The organism is Sorangium sp. So ce124 (assembly GCF_051525235.1).
Taxonomy (GTDB): Bacteria; Myxococcota_A; Polyangia; order Polyangiales; family Polyangiaceae; genus Sorangium; species Sorangium atrum.
The window spans coordinates 12,636,016-12,654,440 of record NZ_CP150312.1; the positions used below are offsets into that span (position 1 = coordinate 12,636,016).

Genomic DNA, 18,425 nt, shown 5'->3' on the forward strand with positions numbered 1-18,425 from the left:
GTATATAATATATGCGACGCAAGGACCTCGAACAGTCTGTCGCGTTGTCAGTCCAGGAGAGTGAGATGGATTTCGTCTATCGTCTTCGTCCTATGAATTCACTGCTTTCCGGTTTCCAGGAGCTCCAGAGAGAGGAAATCTTTCTCGCCGAAGCGCGACGCCTCAATGATCCCATGGAGGGATACAAGGATGTCTATTGGGACGGTGACACGATCCTCTGGGAAAACCTTCTCTCTCATTACATTCTCGCACTCGTCTGGGCCACTAGTTACTGCCTAGTGTCCGAAGAACGGAACTTCGAGCCACCTCCGATTGCCGCAACGCTCTCAGAGGACCGACTGCCTACGGATACATTTCGCGAGATCTACCGCAGCGCTCGGTCACGCTTCCTCGAGAACGCTTCAGTCGCGCAGGTCCCTTCGGCCTTGGCATCGCTCGGCACGCCGCTACGTGCGTACGGGCTGCGAATGGTACTGACGGTCCTTCATGTTCCAGCATTCGCCGCAGTTTGCGAGGAACTTAGCGCGCGGGGGTTGACGCCAAAATCGCTCCCGAAGCTTCCCAAAGCGAATCAGCAGGGCGTTGTCGAGCTTCTCACACATTTGAAGACGGAACAGCCTGATGACACACAGCGCGGAGACTTGCTTGAGGCGTTCGGATTCACGACTGCTCACGTAAGCGAGCAACAGGCCCTGCGCCTTGCGAAGGGGACAAACGAACAAGGTGCCGATCGATTGCGCCGATATTTGTTCATGCTTGCAGAGTTTCCTCACCGCTATGTCGAAGAAATCGTGGAGGAGCTTGTGCACCCTCCGTGCCGCATCGCGTGTTTCTCCGCAACATGCGAAAATGCCTCGATGTGGGCAACTTATGCAGATGAGCACCGGGGAGCGGCCCTCATCTTTCGACCAAAGAATGATGGCAACGGCCGGCTGTCGCTGACGCTTCGTAAGGTTAACAGTATTTCGTCTAGTCCTTCTTCGCCACAGGGCATTCCCGGATGGGGCACCGTCGAGGCCACCCTGCGCCCCATACAGTACAGCTCGAGCGCGCCGACCATAGACTTCTTCCAGTTTCTGGGACGGTTGCCGTGGCCACAATTTGAAAAGCAGTGGTATATGGCAGTCGATGGCACTCCAAGCCCTAGGTTGGCTAGCATCATTGATAATCAGGAGAAGTGGCGCAATCAGTTGTGGGAGAGTTTTTACAGCGTCTACGAGCGAAAGTTGAGCGATTGGCAGCACGAGCAGGAATATCGCATCGCGGTGCCGGACATGATTGGTTTAACCAAGCAATATCCAGTGGTGAAGTTTGATTTCTCGCAGCTCGCAGGCGTTGTGTTTGGGATGAGAACGTCCATTTCGGACAAGATGGCGATCCAGCGCATTGTGTCCGAAAAGTGCAAACAGGCAGGTCGCGATGACTTTGTGCTCAAGCAGGTGCGCTATTCCCCGAAGGAGCGGCGACTCAAGATAGTATGAGCGGCGGGGGGATCCATTTCTGAGCGCAAATACGAGCACTGGAGCTTCTTAACGAGGCGTTGGAGCGGATGTCGCCCTCCCTCGCTTGGCTCGATATGGCGCCGCCACCGACCACCAGTACGTTAGCCGGAAAGCAAGAATCCTTCGAATCGCGACCATCGCATAGCCTCAGGGCGTATCTGATATGATGAGGCCCGCATGCGCTACATTCAGCCCGGCGCCCGCGCCGCTCGCCTCTGCGAAGATCGCAGGGTCACCTGATCCCGCCGGTGCGCTAGCCCTTCGCGTATGGAGGACTACCCGAGTTCGATCCGTGGCTCGACGCGGTCACGGAGGCAGAGGACAGCGCCAGCACACCGCTGGACGGCGTCGAACGCAAGTTGGTGTGCGCTGTGTCCCTACATGCGTCCAGCCCGACGCCGACGACATCGAAGAGCGGCGGCGTGCCGATCGTGCCGTCGGCGACCGAGGTGATCTGCAGGCTGACCTCGTCGACCAGGCCATCGGGCAGGATCGTGCCGTTGATCCGGCCCCGCTCGAACAGCAGCCTGCGAGCGCGACCCTGACGGCGAGTTTCCCGAGGGCGGTGGCGAGGTCTATGTCGCCACCGCCCTTGCGGGCCACCTCGTCCCCGCTGCGCGCGCCGGCGAGCGGGCCCGGCCCGCCGCGCTCCCGCCAGCGTGCGAAGTCGTCGTCCGATGCGCGCTCGGTGAGGACGGCAGCGGTGTGGTCTCCGTCGATCTCGTTCGCTTATCAGCCGCTACGTCGAGTGGGACGTGCTCATGAAACGCACGTTCGGGTTCGATGCTTTGCGATGCCCGAGATGCGAACGAAATATGCGCGCGCTTTCCACGATCACGGGCCCAAAGGCAGTGCGCCGCCTCCTCGTTCATCTCAACCTCCCCTCAGACCCGCGAACGGCAGGACCCGCACGCGACCCAACGTGGGAACCGATGGCGTTCGGGGTCGACGCCGCGTAGCTGAGCACAGGACCCGCCCCGTCATGGCGAGCGCACGCCGCCGTCGTCGAGGCATGGCTGCGTCCGGCGGAGCACGCCGCCCCAGCCCTGCGACGGGGCAAGCGGGTGTTTGATGGGCCCCCAACGGCTCGCCAGGCGCCTTTCCCGCGGGGCTTGACACGGGCGAAAGTTCTACGGTCTCCTATCCACCAAAAACGGGCGCGTCGCACGCACGTCACTCAAGCGAGCTCAAATGTCCCTTTCGCGAAAATTACGGCGCCTACTATTTCACGCGGCACCGACTTCGACCTCGGAAGCGAGCAGGGCGTTGAAGGGCATTCCTGGGCGGGGGAACAATGGCTACGGCCGGATGCTTCGCGACTGGCTTGCCTGTGCTCAGACGTGGCTCGGCGAACCGGTCGAGGTTGAGTACATCGATCACCCTCAGGATCACGGCGTTGACGTATTGGTGACAGGCCTCGTCACCGCCTCCCGCATTGGCATCCAGATCAAGTCGGACAAAGACCTGAAATCCGCGACGTTTCAGCGGGAGTTAAAGGCCCAAGTCACGGAGTCGCAGGCTTTGGGGGTGGAGGAGCTTGTCGTGATCTTCGGTTGCGATCCGTATCCACCGAACGAGGCACGAATCCAACATTTTGTCATGGAGTCGCGTCGCTACCAAAGACCGCACCTCGTAGTGATTCCCCCCGAGCGCGCGGCGGGTCTCCTGACCGTATTCTCGAAACCGCTTGTTGAGCCTCACGACGAGAGCCGCCCTTGGACGACGTTCTTCGACGACGTGGGCCAATCCGCACTGATAGGCCTCTACCTCGATCGATGGCATCCGCTGTCGCCGGATGACCGGTTCGTGGCGCCGGAATGCTTTCAAGATGTAAAGGAGTCCATCGCGACGTATCCGGTAACCTGCCTCGTCGGTCCTCCAGCAACAGGTAAAACGTTTTTGGCGGCGCTGCTAGCGCACAGACACTGGCTCGCGGGAAAAACGGTGAGCTGGATTGCGCCTCCAACGCATCAGCTCACAGAAGGGCCAATGTCGTTGTCAACGGGTTTGCCGGATGCGCGACAGCGAGTTGACTTCCTAAGTCGGCAGCTTGGATTGCGCGAACGACATCCCCCGCTCGATCCTACGGAATTTGTCGCAAAGCATTTCTTGCCTCAATCGCTCGTGTACATCGAAGATCCCTTCGGCAAGACGCCAGCGGAATTCACTACGAGCCTTCATACCTATCCATTCTTTGACCTTGATGCGTTTCTTACGCTTCTCGCTGGAGCGGCCCGGGCATCGGCTCGGGTGCTAGTAACATCTCGGGAAGGTCTCTTTGAACGATGGCTGCGAGAAAGCGGGAAAGGCATCGACGCGCGGGTCAACGTTGTTCGTCTGCAATCCGGCAGCTACTCGTTTCAGGATCGCGTCGACCTCGCGAACAAACTCGCGAGAGTTCAGAGGAATACTCTCTCGTCCGAGATCGTCGAACACATCGCACGTCAGCTTGAGACGCCATTCGAGGTGGAGCAGTGCGTGCACGCCCTTCCCCAAGATGCCACTGACGAGCAGGCAAGGGCCGCAGCTGAGGCCGCACGTCATCTTAGCCTGGCTTCCGCGACCTCACTCGTAAGACCGGAAACAGATGCCGACCGGCTTTTCCTGCTCTGCCTCTGTGCACAGACCCGCTCGACTGCCGGTCGCGACTACTTTTCGCGAACCTACGAAGAGCTATTCGCCCTTCTCGCTCTAAACGGAAGCGCAGCCACCGCACTCGAGAGCGCCATGGCGAAATACGAATCGGTCGTGACGCGCACTCCGATCGGCGATAAAATTAATCCCGCTGGAGTTCATCTTGACCCCGTTCACTCGACGGTCCTAGAGCGGCGAACACATTGAAAACGATTAAATTACGGCAGGTTACGCTGCCTGCTGCATCAGGCGTTGGGCCGCCTCGAGATTCTGGATCGCTGCTGCGCGCCGGAGGTCGAACAGATTTCTCCTGGCGCCGATGTAGCGTGCAGTGTGGCCCTTCCGTGCCGCGATGTGGGCGAGCGCATGCTCCACAGCCACCCGCTGGCGGAGCACGGCGCGACCTGCCCCCGTCTGCTGCAGCTTCCGGAATTTGCGCTGCAGAGCCTCGTCCTCCGCGATGGACACGGTCCGCCCCCGTCCCGAGGCGGCTTGGGTGCACCTAGCTCGGAGGGGGCACGCGCCGCACTCCTCAGGATCAAACTCGACCGTGTCGCCCGGCTCGAATACCTCGACCTGTCCCGCCGGACAGGTGATCGTCTTGGTGCGCAGGTCGATCTTGAAGTCGCGCTTGCTGAACAGGTTGGGTCTGCGAGCACGCTGTCCCCAAGGCTTCGAGAACACCTGGCCACCGTCGCGGATCACGTCGTCAACGACGGGACTGTTCACATAGGCGCGATCGATATGGAGCTCGCCGAGGCGCAGCCGCTGACGTTGGATGTCCTTGGCGATCGGTGCGGCCCCCTCTTCTTCGGGGCGATTCGCTGGCGTGACCGCACAGGCGACGATGACGGGAAGGTCCAGGTCGCGTGCGATATGTTCCTTGTAGCCATCGAACCTCTTCGAGCGGCTCTTTCTTCCGTGGCGCATCTCGGCGTCCTCAATGGAGACACGGCGGTCAGCTGCAACACCTTGACGGATGCGAACGGTCCCATCCTCAGCCGTTTCCAGGTCTTGGTCCCGAACCTGTGTGACCGCATCCAGATAGAAGCGGAGCGGCTGCTCGACAACGTCGTCCAGATGGCGGTCCACCCACTGCTGCAGGGACGAGACCTGCCGCTCCAGGATCTGAATCGCCGCCGCCTTCTGTCTCGGGTCGCTCCAATCGAGATCGAGCCCGGCCTTGATGCTGGGAGCCAGAAGCAGCGGGATGCCCGCCTTGCGACAGATCTCCTCGGGCGGGCGCTCCGTGATCTTCGACACGACGCGGACGATGCTGCGTGCTGCATGGCCGAGCAGGTTGATCGTGTCCTCAACCCGCCCGGCTCCCGCTAAAGGGCGGCTATCGATGGCCACGCGCAGCGCTTTGGACACCGCCCGCTTCTCGCTCGCCGTCATCGCGCCCGACCGAACGAGCGCCACGGTCCGCTCCAGCAGCACCCGGTCCATCTCATGCTCGACCATCCGCTCTCGGAACGCCTGCAGCGCGCCCTGCGCGAACGCGGGCGTGGCCGCCCCCAGGCAGCCGAGCACCATCTGCCAGCGAAGGTCGACGATCGACAGCTCCACCGCCTCGGCATCCGATGCGCCGACGTAGCCTTGGAGCAGCGTGACCATGCACATCAGCGCCGGCGGATGCGGCGGCTCACCTGCTCCCGTGGTCCGGTACATGCTCTCCAACTGCTCCTGGAACGTCTCGTCGAATAGCTCGTGCCGGTGCAGCCTGAGAAAGCCGAACAGGGCTCGCACCCGGGTCAACCGTTTCATGAGCGCCTGTTCCTGCCGCGACAGCTCCACCGGCGGCAACCATCGTTCCATCCGTGCACCTCCAGGCGCGGACGAGATCATGGCCCGCCGAAACCGTCGAGCCTTCCATCGAAGCGCTCGGGATTACCACAAAATCAAACTGATCGGTCCTCTAGTCGCTTCGCCTGAGCAGGACGCTTACTTTGCGCTAATGGCGCACGGGCGTAATCCATTCAAGTCGGGCCGATCGATCGTCTCCGCGCTGCCGGGCGCAGACGCACGGTTCCGCGAACTGCTCGGGCTTAGGTTCGCCGGAGGGTCGATGGAGGCGGGGATGCTATTGGGCGATCTTAGTGCCGCGCTCCGCAGCGACACGAACCCGGCCGACGGGTGGTTCATCGCGACCGCGCTACTTGAGCACCCGACGCTTGGCGCGAGCCGCTTCGAGTTTTCGGGCCCCCCGTGGGATTGGGTCTGGGCCCACGCAAACACCATGCCGCCATCGTTCGAGGTACTGCTGCGCAACCGGCTGAAGGAACAACCGGCGATGGTGGTCTATGCGATGGCGACTTCGATCGTCGAACATTGGACATCCCTCCCAACGTGGATGAGGGATGTTGTCAACGACCCTAAGGTGCTGGAGAGTGGACCTACACAAGGGCGACTGCTATTAGAAATAGCTCGCCATTGGAATACGGCCAGCGAACTGCATGTCTATCTCCGAGACAGGATGACGTCCAGGATGTCTAGAGTTAGAGCTGCTGTCGGCATTGCGGCGCTTGTGTTTTACGAGAATGCCCCCACCGAATTTGACGGAGTTTCTCTGGCGATGACGGCCGATCCCGACATAACGGTGCCGTTGGAGGTCTTCGAGGAAGGCCTTGGTCAGAAGGACTTCTGCCAGTCCTTCGCAGCGCGTCTATTCGAACGTGCCGACGACGTCGCTTGTGCCGACATGTTCGCCACTTTGCTGTTCAAGAACGATCGTTGTCCCTGGCAGAACGACCTGTTGCGCGCCTGTGAAATGCGCGGGGGACTTTTCGCCGAAGCAGTTAAGATCGCAGGAAATTTCGGTCCCTTTGATTCTCGCGAGCTGGAAGGCATCGGATCAGAAGAGCCTATCCTGACGCTCGCGCGCCTCTGGCGCTACGTGAACATGAGTGGCATGAGCGAACCGCAAGCTTCCGTGGACGTCGACCCGATTGTCCGGGCGATTTTGACTCTTCCTCCAGTTCCTATGTTCCTCGCGGTGCGTGTCGTTACTTCACAGTGGCGCTACCTGCCAGAGGAACTGCGTCGGAAGTTGAGCGATGAACCAGAGATGAGGGCGTTGCTGTCTCAGGAGTCTCCCGACCCGACGGAGGCCCAAGACAAAACAACCCAAACGTTGCGCTTGTTTCCCATTCGACTACTCGTGGCGTTGCGGCAGGAAGCAACGTCCAAGGCCGGTGGAGGCGATCACGCAAGCGCGGACAGTCCGGCACCCGCATTAGCCACGAAGGACGACCCCAGCCGCGCTCGCGCGACGTGACCGAATTCGCCTGTCATCCGCATCCGCCCGTGCACACCCCGCACGTTGGCGAGGTGGCGCGACGCGTCTGCGAGCGTGCGCTTCTTTGGCTACGTCGCCACGGTTACGTCGAAGAGCGCGCGGTCGAGGAGCGCAGCAACGAGATCGTCGTGCCCTCCACGCTTGATGCGTGTACCCCACCTTGCGCTCGCGGGTGGAGCCTTCCTTGCGCGGCCCTTCGAGCGCAAGGACGACCCCGACGCGGCTCTCGAGCGCCGGGAGCGACGCTTCTTCGCCACGTGCGACGGGTTCGACGTGCATCGCGCGGTGCGGATCGCCGCGGATGACGATCAGGGTTGCGAGAGGCTCGTTCGGTACTGCACCCGCCCGGCTTTAGCACTCGATCGAATCGGGCTCCTGCCCGATAGGCGCATAGCGTACTTGCTGAAGATATCTTGGCGGGGACGCACTCACCGCGTCATGAGTCCAATGGATGCGATGGCCGAGATGCGAACGGAAGATGCGCGCGCTTTCCACGATCACGGACCCAAAGGCCGTGCGCCGCATCCTCGTTCATCTCAACCTCCCCTGAGACCCGCGAACGGCAGCACCCCCACGCGACCCAACGTGGGAACCGAGGGCGTTCGGGTTCGACGCCGCGTAGCTGAGCACAGGCCCCGCCCCCGTCATGGCGAGCGCACGCCGCCGTCGTCGAGGCACGGCTGCGCCCGGAGCACGCCGCCCCGGCCCTGCGACGGGGCAAGCGGGTGTCTAATGGGCCAAAACAAAAACAGCTCGCCAGGCGCCGTTCCCGCGGGGCTTGACACGGGCGAAAGTTCTACGGTTTCCTATCCGCCAGGAAACCGCGAGCCTCGTCCTGGTCTTCCCCTCTGGATGCCGGCGCGGCAGCGCGCGGTCCGTCCTGCACCGGGAGGAGCTGTCGCTGGCGCCGGAGAGCCAGGTCTCACTCTCGCTCTACACCGCCGCCCCTGTCCTCCTGCGCGCCGCAGGACGACCCCCGGCGCGCGCGTGCCCCCGCTGCCATCGGGGCTCCTCCGCCGGGGCTGCCGATTTTTTTGCGCATTCGCGAAACCGATCCCGATGGCCGCCGTTACTGGACCTGACGGCTCGATCGTTCGCCTGGGGGGGCGAAGAGAGCCGCAAGGGAGGAGTCCATGATCCGTTCCAGAGTCGGCCTGGTGTTCTCGCTCTCGACGCTCGCCCTCGGAGTCTTGCAACAAGGTTGCGGGGGCGCCGACGTCGAGCCGCTCGATGAAGCTGCGACGACGTCCGTGGCGCCCGCCGCGCGCACCGCGTTCATCGCCCTGACCCCGATCTCCGCGGACAGGACGCCGGTCCTGCACCACCTTGCCGGCGAGATCCAGGCGACGTCGGCGCGGCGCGCTCTCGACTCGCTCCGCTCCGACGACGCCGAGCGGAGCGACCTCCTCCTCCGGACCGGCGCGGTGATCGCCGACATGGAGCAGCTCGGTGAGGCAGACCTCGCGACATACCGGTCGCTGGTCGAGGCCGCGAGCGAGGCCGGGGTCCCGTTCGTCTTCGAGAATGTCCGCGACTCGGCGCGCATGGCCGCGGTGTTCGGCTACGGCGTCGCGGGCGACGTGGTTATCGTGGAGCCATCGCGCGGGGGAACGAAGTTCGATATCAAGCTCTACGGGAACATCGAGACGACGGCGGTGAAGTCCCCCTCCGCCACGCTCAAGGTGAGCCACGAGGCCGCTACCTTGCCCGCCGAGGAGCTGGCGGCGCGCGCGTCGGGCCGTGAGCACGCCGAGCAGGCCGTGGAGGGCGCCATGCCCGCGGCAGGTCCGTCGCGCGAGGATGTCGCGGCCCAGGTGGCGGCGCGCATCCGCACGCTCGCGACTGCGCCCGTCGTGCAGCCGTTCGCCCTCTCCGTCGCGAGCGCGGCCCCTCCAGGCACCTACCGCCAGTTCATCGTGAACGGCTCCTCGTGGTGGACCGTCCCCGGCACCTCGCAAGTCGCTACCTTGGATCTGAGCTACGAGGTCGAGCTCGTCGCTTCCACCACGCCCAACAACAAATTCATGGTCATCACCGGCGTGGGCGCGGGAGCAAACCCGGGACCGCTGAACACGAACAGCAACTTCAACCGGGGCTATTACCAGCAGCAGCTGAACGTCAGCGTCGTGCCTGGCAGCACGGCGCTGAGCCCGTACGCCCACGTGCCCAACTCCCCGAACGGGCAAAGCTCGTTCACGCGCTCTGTCGGCTGCAGCGTCGGCGCGCAGGGGGGCACCGACGCGGCCAGCGCCAGCTTCTCGTGCAGCTTCCAGGACAGCGCCACAGTGTCCTTGTCCGATTTCACCGCGATCGATCAGAGCACCGGGCTGACGTCGGCCTGGAGCTACCGGATGACCTCGGCGCAGGGCCATCCGTACTGGAACCCCGTCGACCTCGTCGACCAGTGGACCGGGACGCTCCACACGCTGCCGTTCCTGGCGGTCTCGACCCTCCAGCCGACGTATCAGACCGTCTATTCCGCGCCGAGCTCGTTCAACGGCAAGGTGCCGCTCTCCGTCGTGCACACCCAGGTGCTCCAGGGGATCTATGTCGACTGGAATTTCTTTTACGTCCAGGCGCATCCTCAAGGATACTCTGTCTCCCCCAAGCTCGACACGACCGTGGACTTCGGCAGCGTGAGCAGCACCAACCCGGCGGTGACCTTCACCAACCAGAACAGCGGTCTCAACATGGATGTCTACTACTCGCAGACGACGCCGCTCTCGCCGATCATTCAATGGCCTGCGACCGGCAACCCCAACCAGAGCTTCGAGCTCATCCCGACGGGAGACCCCGACGGGAGCGTGTTCATCAAGCCGAAGCACAGCGGGCTCTGCTTCGACGTCTATTACTCGAGCCTCGAGGACGGTGCCGAGCTCATTCAATACACCTGCACGGGCGGCCCCAACCAGAAGTTCGTCCTGCGGCCGGTGGGCGCTTATCGGTCGATCATGAACGTGAACAGCCAGAAGTGCCTGAGCGTCGAGGGTGCCAGCACCGCGGGGTATGCCCATATCGTTCAGGAGCCCTGCAACACCGCGCTTCCCGAGCAGCTCTTCCTCCCGCGCTGACGAGCGCGCGCCCCTTGCCACATTGGCCGGCGCTGCTGACGGATGTCGAGCGCCTCGGCCAGCGACCCGACGTGGGAGCCGATGGCGTTCGGGTTCGACGCCACGTAGCTGAGCACACGACCCGCCCCCGTCATGGCGAGCGCTCGCCGCCGTCGTCGAGGCACGGCTGCGCCCGGAGCACGCCGCCCCGGCCCTGCGACAGGGCAAGCGGATGGTCCTCGTCCGCGCCGCGTTCGTCTAGACTCGGATCATGGTGGAACCGCTGTCGGAGGTCCGTCGACTCGGAAGCCTGAGCTTCGCGAAGCGGGGGCGAGCGCTTGCCCTGCTCGCGCGCGGCTGGGATCAGGCCACGGCCGATTCAGTCATGGCCGCGCTGGATGGGGGCGACGGCGACGAGCGGCGGCTGGCGCTGGACCTGGCGACCTATCGTCGGGACGTGGCGCGCATCGAGAGGGCGCTGCGCGATCCCGTGATGCGTCGGGCTGCGCTCTCCTCGGCGCGCCGAGTGCCCGTGTCCGACGAGGTGTTGCTCCACGTGCTGCGCGAGGGGAATCGCCGCGAGGCACGCGGGGTGGTCATGATCATGCAGAGGCACCGTCTCGTCACCCAGGCGACGGCGGTCATTCCCCTGGTCATCGCCAGGCATGGTGTGGGGCTCGCGACACGCCTCTTCGCGATATGCGATCTCGACACGCTGGAACATCACGCGGCCGAGCACGAGGCCGCGTGGCGCGAGCTGGTGACGCGCGCGCCGGAGCGGGGCCTTCGCGTGGCGCTGGCGACGAGGCGTAAGATCACGGCGGACGAGGCCACGCTGTTCTGCGCCCGATATCCGAGGGAGGCGCTGGCGCTGCTCGTGCGGCGGGATGCCTTGGATGGGAGGGCGATCCACGCCCTGGCGATGGCTTGCCCGGCCGAGCTGCTCGAGGTCTTGCGCCGGAACGACTGGACTGTCTCTCTCTCCAACTTTCCGCTTCCCTCCGGATTGCTGCCGCTCTCGACGCTGCCGGCCGAGGACGTGCTGGAGCTCCGGAACCGGTGCAAGCCCCTCGACGCCTCCGCCGATCCGCTCTTCCGCTTCCTGCCTCTGACCGAGCGCGAGCGTCTTCTTGGCGCCGAGCTGGAACAGGCCGCGACGGCGGCGTGGTCGCCCCGTCGTGGCATGGACGCGCGGCTGGCCACGATGCCGCCGGCGAGCGTCGCGCGGCTCACGGCGGCGGCCCTGAGTCCTCCCGTCGATCCGGACACGCGGCGCAAGCGGCTTCAGGCCATCGAAAAGCACCTCGACCTCGCCCAGCTGCGATCCGAGCACGAGGCGCTGGGCGCGGCCAGGGACCGGGGCGAGCGCGCGGCGCGGATGGTTGCGCTGGTGCGTTCGCTCCGCCGCGGCGCCGACCCGGCGACCTGCGCGTCCGTTCTCGCCGAGGTGGAGCCGGCATGGCATGGCTCCAGCCGCCACCTGGTCATGGCCGAGCTGGCCCAGCTGTCCGATCGTCAGGTCTCGGAGATCCCCGTGCAGACCTATCGGGACGCCCTGCTCACAACAGTGCAGTCGCGCGAGTCGAACACAACCACCCTGGCCCAGGCCGAGCGGGCCGTGCACAAGGCCATCGGCGCCGCGATCCTCCGGGACGACATCCCGCGCGCGGCGCAGCTGCTCGGGCTCCTGGTTCAAATTCGCCTGGATCCCCGGGTGCGCTGGCGCGCCGACAAAGCGCCGGCGCCCGGTCACAAGCCGCCGTCCATGGAGTACCTGCCCAGCCCGCTGCGTATCGCCGAAGGTCTCGCCGCCCAGCTCCATGCGGCCTACGAGGGCGTGCGCCTCGACGGCACCACACCCATGCTGGGACCGGTGGCGGTCGGCCGCTACGAGCCCGAGGCGGAGCGGCTCATCCTGGACCTGCTCCTCGGAAGAACACCGAAGGCGCCGCGGCCTCCGCGCAGGCCCGTCACGTGCGGCGGGCCGCTGGACGAGGTGATGGGATACGTCCCGGAGATCAGCTTGAAGGAGACTGCCCTGGTCGACGAGCTGCTGGATCGGGACGACACGACCGATCCCCACAAGACCGATCTGGTGGCGGCGATCTCACGATCGGCCCCCGGGCGGTGGACGCCCTCCCAGCGCAGGCGCTTCACGCAGCATCTCCTGCGGGTGGCACGGGACGCCAGCCTCGATCTCTCGAGGCGCGTCAAGGCCATCGGCCGCGTCGAGGACGCGCCGCTGCTGCTCGAGCTGCTGCCGGGAGCGGCCGGGCCGGTCGCCGCCGCGATCCTGGCGCGGTGCGCCCGGATCGCTCCGCCGACCGCCGAGCTCAGGCGGCTGTTCCTGGAGCGCGCGCGAAGATCCGGCGTTGTGGGGCGCGCGGCGATGAGCGCCCTCAACGTGCTGTCCGAGCGCATGCCCGGTCCGTTCGATCTGGCGCCGTATCGTGCGCTGCTGCTGTCGAAGGACTGCGCGGTGGTCAACCGCAAGAACGCCGCCTGCAGGGTCTCAGCCTCTGCGACCGGGGAGGCTCGCGACCTCCTGATGGAGGCGTGGCGGTCCGAGGACCTGCACCCCAGCATCCAGCCGGACATCCTGGCGGGGTTGCTGCGCTTCGTCGACCAGGTCGACGTCCGACAGGTGCTCATCGACGGCATCACGACGCTGCCGGATACGTGGCGGCTGCTCAACCCCGGGTCGAGGCTCCTGTTCCCGAACGAGTCGCAGACGCGACCCGCGGTGGCCCGCGGCTTCGTGGCCTTGGCCGAGGTGCTGGTCGAATCCGGCGACGAGCGTATCGCTTCCACGGCAGCGGGCGTCTGCATCGCCCAGCATGACCTGTGCTCGGAAGGGCTTGGTCTGGCTACCAGGCTCCTCGCCGAGGCGCGCACCTCCGGCCGCGTCCTGGTCCAGACCGTCGACTCATTGAGCCGCCTCCCTGACGACGCCGGATTACCCCACTGGCAGGCGGCGCTGGCCCGGCTCGTCGCAGCAGCGAGCGGCGGTCAAACCTGGGCGCTGGCTCGACTGGCGCGGCTCGCGCCCAGGCCACGGGCGTTCCGGATCGCGCTCGGCCTGGCTCAGAAGGCTGCAGGCCTGCGCCTCACGGCCGCCGCCTCGCTGAAGGAGATCCTCGACGTCGATCTCGCCGAGGTCAGGTTCGCCGCGGAGCTATGGTCGGAGTATCTGGCCCTGGTAGACGAACAGCCTGCGCGTCGGAGCCCCTCCACCGGCAAGCTGAAGGATCCCGGGCTCGCCGCCTCCCTGGTCGATTGGCTCATCCAGCATGGCGGACTGGCGGCCGCGCTGTCGGCTGCCGAGCTGTCGCTGCAGGTCGAGAAGCAACTCCGAGACAGCCCCGCGTGGCGCGCTCGGCTGGACGCCATCCGCGCAATGCACGCCGACGCCGCCGAGCGGTTACTGCTGGCGGACACCTAGCTTCGTCGATGTCGCGCTCTGCTCCTGCGCCAACCGGACAGCCCTCGCGGCGGGGCGCGGGGGACCATGGCGGACGAGGCGGCGCCCGCACCTTCGACACAGAGAGGTGGCCGTCGCCCTCGATGGTCGACCAGCAGCGGCGGCAGGGCACCATCGTCGGAACCGTGGTCGCCAATTGACGCGCGGCTGCGGTCGGCGTTGCATGAGCCATGGCCCAATTCGCTCCCAACCCGTATCAACCGCCGACCTCGATCGAGCCGATGGCTGACTCGGAGCGAGCCCGCGATGGCAGCGCGTCGCGCATGTCGCGCTTCTGGGCGGCGATGATCGACGGGGTTCTGGCGATCATCATCTTCGTCCCGCTGCAGTATTTCGCCGGTGTCTATCGCGACTTTCCGAAGATCTCCGAGCCGCCGTTCTGGCAATCGTTGTTGTGGGCGCTGGCGGGGTTAGCGATCACCCTGGTGCTGCACGGCACGTTCCTCGCCCGCAGCGCGCAGACCATCGGCAAGAAGGCGCTGGGCATACAGATCGTCAACGTCAGCGACGGCAAGCCCGCGGCCTTCGGCACGATCGCCTTGCGACGGCTCCTGCCGATGTCGTTGGTGGCTCTGATCCCGTACGTGGGCGGCGTCCTCAGCATCGTCAACCCGTTGTTCATCTTTCGCAAGGATCGGCGCTGCGTGCATGATCACATCGCGGGCACACGCGTCGTGAAGCTGGACCAAAGCAAGTAGGCCCGAGCGGCTTACGAGCGAGCGGCGTGGAAGGCGCTAGGACAGCGAACCGAAGAACTCCCGCAGATCGCCGGCCAGCGCCATGGGCGTCTCCGTGGCCAGGAAATGCCCGCCGCTCGCCAGCTCGGTCCAGCGCACGATGTGGTGGTCGCGCTCGGCCAGCCGGCGCACCGCCACGTCCTGCGTCAGCGACACGGCCACGGCCATGGGCACGGTGCCGCGCGGCTTGGGCGCCCAGGCCGATGGGTCGTTGAAGGCTTCATAGTACAGGTTGGCCGAGGGGCCGCTGGTGCCGGTGAACCAGTACAGGCTCACGTTGTCCAGCAGCGCGTCCAGGCCCACCGCGTCCTCCGGCAGCGCGGCCGCGGGATCGGTCCATTCCTTGAACTTCTCGACGATCCAGGCCAGCTGGCCCACCGGCGAATCATGCAGCCCGTAGCTGAGCGTCTGCGGCCGCGTGCCCTGGACGTGCGCGAAGCCCATCATCCGGTCGCGGAAGTTCTGCAGTCGCTCCAGGCGCTGCTGCTCCGAGGCCGTCAGGCCCTCCAGCTCGGCGGGGTCGCCGGATGGAAACGTCACCAGCGCATTGCAGTGCACGCCTCTGACATGCTCGCTGTCGAGGCGGCCCAGCTCCACCGCGATGAAAGCGCCCACGTCGCCGCCTTGCACGCCGTAGCGTGTGTAGCCCAGGCGCTGCATCAGCGCCGCCAGCGCACGGGCACAGCGGCCGTGGTTCCAGCCGGCGTCGGCCAGCGGCATCGAGAACCCGTGACCCGGGATCGACGGGATCACCAGGTGGAAAGCCTGCGAGGGGTCGCCGCCGTGGCGGCGCGGGTCGGACAGCGCGTCCACCACGCGATCGAACTCGGCGAAGCTGCCGGGCCAGCCGTGCAGCAAGAGCAGGGGCTGCGCGTCCGGCTCGGGCGAGCGCACGTGCACGAAGTGGATCGTCTGGCCATCGATCCGGGTGGTGAACTGCGGGCGGCTGTTCAGGTGGGCCTCGCAGCGTCGCCAGTCGTAGTGGTGCAGCCAGTGCGCGGCCAGCCGCTGCAGGTAGGCCACCGGCACGCCCCTCACCCAGTCGCCGCCCGGCAGCTGCGCCGGCCAGCGCGTGCGCGCCAGGCGTTCGCGCAGGTCGTCGATGTCGGCTTGCGGAATGTCGATGCGGAAGGGGTGGATCTCGGAGTCGCGGTGCATGGGAGTCCTCGGGTTGGTCGAGCTCGCCGGTGCGAGCCGGCGATGGCACCGTATCCACCGGGGTGGGCCCCGTATTGGAAGAAAACGACAGACTCGGGACTCGCCGGACCGCCTGGGCCCTCAGCGCCCAGCCCTGGGCCGGGCCGCAGCCCGCGCCACTTCGCCGGGCGTCCTGCCCATGATCCGCTTCAGCGAATTGCCCAGGTGCGCCTGGTCGGCGTAGCCGCAGGCGGCAGCCACGTCGGCCGGCGCATTGCCATGCATCAGCCGCTGCAGCGCCGCCTGCGCACGGTGGATCTGCGACAGCTGCTTGGCCGTGAGACCGGTGGCGCTCAGGAAACGGCGCTGCACCGAGCGCAGGCTGGTGCCGGCTCTATCGCCTTGCAGCACGCGGAACACCACCGGGTCTGCCACCAGCAGGCCGGCCCCGACGAGGTGCGCCACCAGATCGTCGGCGTTCTCGAAGTCGGGCACCTCGAAGGCTCGCGGCCCCAGCAGGAACGAGCGCGGGTTCGTCAGCGGGCGCAGCACGCCCTGATCCAGCATGCCCATCGCCGGCACCCCCGGCATGAACACGCCTGGCCGGAAGGCGATGCTCAGGTACTCGTCGCCGGTCTCGTAGCCCAGCGCTACCGGGTGCGTGATCAGACCGGTATGCAGCACCTGCAGCCGGCCGCGGCGCTTCATGAACACAAGGTCCCAGCAGCCGTCGGGCAGGGACTGGTCCTGCGTGTCGTCGCCATAGGCGACGTGCGTGATCCGCTGCACCAGCGCATGGTCGCTGCCGCGGATGGAGCGCGTGGTCCTCATGGGCAGCTTCCCTTCGTCATGCTGCCCAGTATGGCCGACCCTGCGGTCCACCGCGAGCCCGGGTGGATCGCAGTCGCCCCTCTCGACCTACCTGGCGTCGCGCAGCGGTGAGGAGGCCTGTCGTCGCCGGAGGGCGAATGCGGCGAGGACCGCCGCCAGGAGGCCAAGGGTGTGATTCCCGCCGACGCCCGCGGCGCGGCAGCTGCAGCCCTCGCCGTCACTGGAGGCGTCGCCACCCCCGCCGGCCGCGCCGGTGCCGCTGCCTGCGCCCGTGCCGCCTGCGCCGCCCGCCTCGCCCCCGCCCGCGGATCCGGCGCCGCTGCCCGTCCCACCCGCAGATCCGGTGCCGCCGCCCATCCCGCCCGAGCCGGCGGTGCCGCCGCCCGCGCCCCCTTCGCCGGAGGGCCCCGGCGGCGGCACCGTCGCGCAGTCGCCGAGCGAATGTTCGAGCGCGCCGAGCGTGAAGCTCCCGCTGCCCGGCCGCCCGCGCGCGCAGTAGTCGTCGGTCACCGCGGCCTCGGCGGGCGCTTTGCCGACGAGCGACGCAACATCCCCTTTGAGGTGCAGGTCGCCGAGACCTGGATCTTCGTACCACGTCTGGAACGTCGCGAGTCCCACCTCGGCCAGATTGTCACTCTCCTGATGCGTGCCCCCGTCGCGGTCGCGGATCTTGCCCGTGAGGACGTTGCCGCGCGCGACGCCGCTCGTCGTCGCGAAGCGGAAGTCGATCCCGCTCGTCGCGATCAGCGTATTGAAATGAAGCTGCGTGTCCGTCGCGCGGTTCAAATAGACCCCGACGTCCGAGCAGCTCGCGATGATGTTGTTCCGCATCGTTCCGCCTGTGTGCTCGACCTCGCAGGGCACGTCGGGGTCGTAGGCCGGGGCGCAGTACTGCGCCCCCGTGCCGCCGCCGCCGAACGACAGCCCGATGCGCGCCCCGTCCGGCGAGCCGGCGGTGGTGCAGACGACGAGGTTGCGCTCGAAGAGCCCGTCCGAGCCGCCGCTCTTCATGAACGCGCCGTAGCTGACAGTGTCGCCGCCGTCTTTCTGGAAGTCGTGCAGGTAGCTGTCGCGCACGGTCCAGCGCTTGCCGCCGTCGATGTTGATCTTGGTGACGGGATTGCCGGTCCTGCGCGGGTGGGTGTCGAACAGCTCCGATCGCTCGATCAGCCCGTCGTCGGGGGCCGTCCAGACGCCGCCCACCTGCGCGGCGTTGATCTTGAGCTGGGCGTTGAAGTCCCGCACCTTCGAGCGGCGGAGGGTGAAGCGGCTCGCTGCCCCGAACACGTGGAAGGCATGCTCGCAGTCCGAGTCGTCGGCGCAGACGCCGCGGATATCGAGGTCTTCGAAGTGCCAGTTCGGTCCGCTGACCTTGAAGCCTTCGACGCCCGACAGCTCGAGGATCGCGCCGAGCGGCTCGGCGGCGCGCACGACGATCGGCGCGGCCTCGGTGCCTGCGGCCGCGCAGGAGACGCCGTCGAAGGCGTAGGTGCCCGAGGCGAGGACGATCTCGTCGCCGGCCTTGGCCGCGCCGATCGCGGCGACGAGCTCGTCGGTTGTGCCGACCGGCATGACGGCCGCCGCGGCGGGGGCGGCGAGGAGGAGGGAGGTGAGCAGGGCGAGCGGAGCGACGGGCGCGCGGCGTAGGGACATGGCTGCCAGAATGCGCGGGCGCGCTCGCCCGTCAAGACGGCGCGTGCAACGTGTGGCGGCCGTGCGCGACCTCCTCCCCGTACGGGCTCATCCAGGCCACGA

The 18,425-nt window shown here is 66.3% G+C and carries 10 protein-coding genes; 6 read left to right on the top strand and 4 right to left on the bottom strand.

The features are described 5' to 3' along the window. Positions 1-65: 65 nt before the first annotated feature. The gene (locus tag WMF19_RS47365; RefSeq protein WP_437896361.1) at positions 66-1,481 is read left to right on the top strand and encodes a hypothetical protein; all 1,416 of its coding nucleotides are present in this window, start codon (positions 66-68) and stop codon (positions 1,479-1,481) included. Between the two features lie 1,287 nt (positions 1,482-2,768). Then, a complete protein-coding gene (locus WMF19_RS47370; protein ID WP_437896362.1) occupies positions 2,769-4,343 on the top strand; it encodes a hypothetical protein in 1,575 nt (524 codons plus the stop codon). A gap of 21 nt (positions 4,344-4,364) precedes the next feature. Here WMF19_RS47370 and WMF19_RS47375 read toward each other — a convergent pair whose 3' ends face one another. Further along, positions 4,365-5,954: an IS1182 family transposase gene (locus WMF19_RS47375; RefSeq protein WP_437894432.1), complete on the bottom strand. Its 1,590-nt coding sequence runs from the start codon at positions 5,952-5,954 to the stop codon at positions 4,365-4,367. A 28-nt stretch (positions 5,955-5,982) separates the two neighbouring features. Here WMF19_RS47375 and WMF19_RS47380 point away from each other — a divergent pair, with 28 nt between their 5' ends. The 4 genes from WMF19_RS47380 (at position 5,983) to WMF19_RS47395 (ending at position 14,663) form a co-directional block, all read left to right on the top strand. Then, positions 5,983-7,413, top strand: a complete 1,431-nt coding sequence (locus WMF19_RS47380; RefSeq protein ID WP_437896363.1) for a hypothetical protein — start codon at positions 5,983-5,985, stop codon at positions 7,411-7,413. 1,154 nt (positions 7,414-8,567) lie between these two features. Beyond that, positions 8,568-10,505 carry an RICIN domain-containing protein gene (locus tag WMF19_RS47385; RefSeq protein ID WP_437896364.1) on the top strand — a complete coding sequence of 646 codons (1,938 nt, stop codon included), beginning with the start codon at positions 8,568-8,570 and terminating at the stop codon, positions 10,503-10,505. Between the two features lie 250 nt (positions 10,506-10,755). Further along, positions 10,756-13,926: a hypothetical protein gene (locus tag WMF19_RS47390; RefSeq protein ID WP_437896365.1), complete on the top strand. Its 3,171-nt coding sequence runs from the start codon at positions 10,756-10,758 to the stop codon at positions 13,924-13,926. A 209-nt stretch (positions 13,927-14,135) separates the two neighbouring features. Continuing rightward, positions 14,136-14,663, top strand: coding sequence for an RDD family protein (locus WMF19_RS47395; protein ID WP_437896366.1), 528 nt, complete (start codon positions 14,136-14,138; stop codon positions 14,661-14,663). A 36-nt stretch (positions 14,664-14,699) separates the two neighbouring features. On the opposite strand, the gene WMF19_RS47400 is transcribed toward WMF19_RS47395, so the two are convergent. The 3 genes from WMF19_RS47400 to WMF19_RS47410 all read right to left on the bottom strand — a co-directional run bounded on the left by WMF19_RS47400 (position 14,700) and on the right by WMF19_RS47410 (position 18,323). Beyond that, a complete protein-coding gene (locus WMF19_RS47400) occupies positions 14,700-15,860 on the bottom strand; it encodes an epoxide hydrolase family protein (protein WP_437896367.1) in 1,161 nt (386 codons plus the stop codon). A gap of 120 nt (positions 15,861-15,980) precedes the next feature. Next, positions 15,981-16,670: a helix-turn-helix transcriptional regulator gene (locus WMF19_RS47405; RefSeq protein ID WP_437896368.1), complete on the bottom strand. Its 690-nt coding sequence runs from the start codon at positions 16,668-16,670 to the stop codon at positions 15,981-15,983. Positions 16,671-16,757: 87 nt separating this feature from the next. Next, positions 16,758-18,323, bottom strand: a complete 1,566-nt coding sequence (locus WMF19_RS47410) for an MYXO-CTERM sorting domain-containing protein (RefSeq protein WP_437896369.1) — start codon at positions 18,321-18,323, stop codon at positions 16,758-16,760. Positions 18,324-18,425 lie beyond the last annotated feature (102 nt).

What these genes read in the sequence shown, in the direction of transcription:
- WMF19_RS47365 (WP_437896361.1), top strand. Translation starts at nt 66, where the DNA reads ATGGATTTCGTCTATCGTCTTCGTCCTATGAATTCACTGCTTTCCGGT.
- WMF19_RS47395 (WP_437896366.1), top strand. Translation starts at nt 14,136, where the DNA reads ATGGCCCAATTCGCTCCCAACCCGTATCAACCGCCGACCTCGATCGAG.
- WMF19_RS47375 (WP_437894432.1), bottom strand. Translation starts at nt 5,954, where the DNA reads ATGGAACGATGGTTGCCGCCGGTGGAGCTGTCGCGGCAGGAACAGGCG.
- WMF19_RS47410 (WP_437896369.1), bottom strand. Translation starts at nt 18,323, where the DNA reads ATGTCCCTACGCCGCGCGCCCGTCGCTCCGCTCGCCCTGCTCACCTCC.
- WMF19_RS47385 (WP_437896364.1), top strand. Translation starts at nt 8,568, where the DNA reads ATGATCCGTTCCAGAGTCGGCCTGGTGTTCTCGCTCTCGACGCTCGCC.
- WMF19_RS47405 (WP_437896368.1), bottom strand. Translation starts at nt 16,670, where the DNA reads ATGAGGACCACGCGCTCCATCCGCGGCAGCGACCATGCGCTGGTGCAG.
- WMF19_RS47380 (WP_437896363.1), top strand. Translation starts at nt 5,983, where the DNA reads ATGGCCCGCCGAAACCGTCGAGCCTTCCATCGAAGCGCTCGGGATTAC.
- WMF19_RS47390 (WP_437896365.1), top strand. Translation starts at nt 10,756, where the DNA reads ATGGTGGAACCGCTGTCGGAGGTCCGTCGACTCGGAAGCCTGAGCTTC.
- WMF19_RS47400 (WP_437896367.1), bottom strand. Translation starts at nt 15,860, where the DNA reads ATGCACCGCGACTCCGAGATCCACCCCTTCCGCATCGACATTCCGCAA.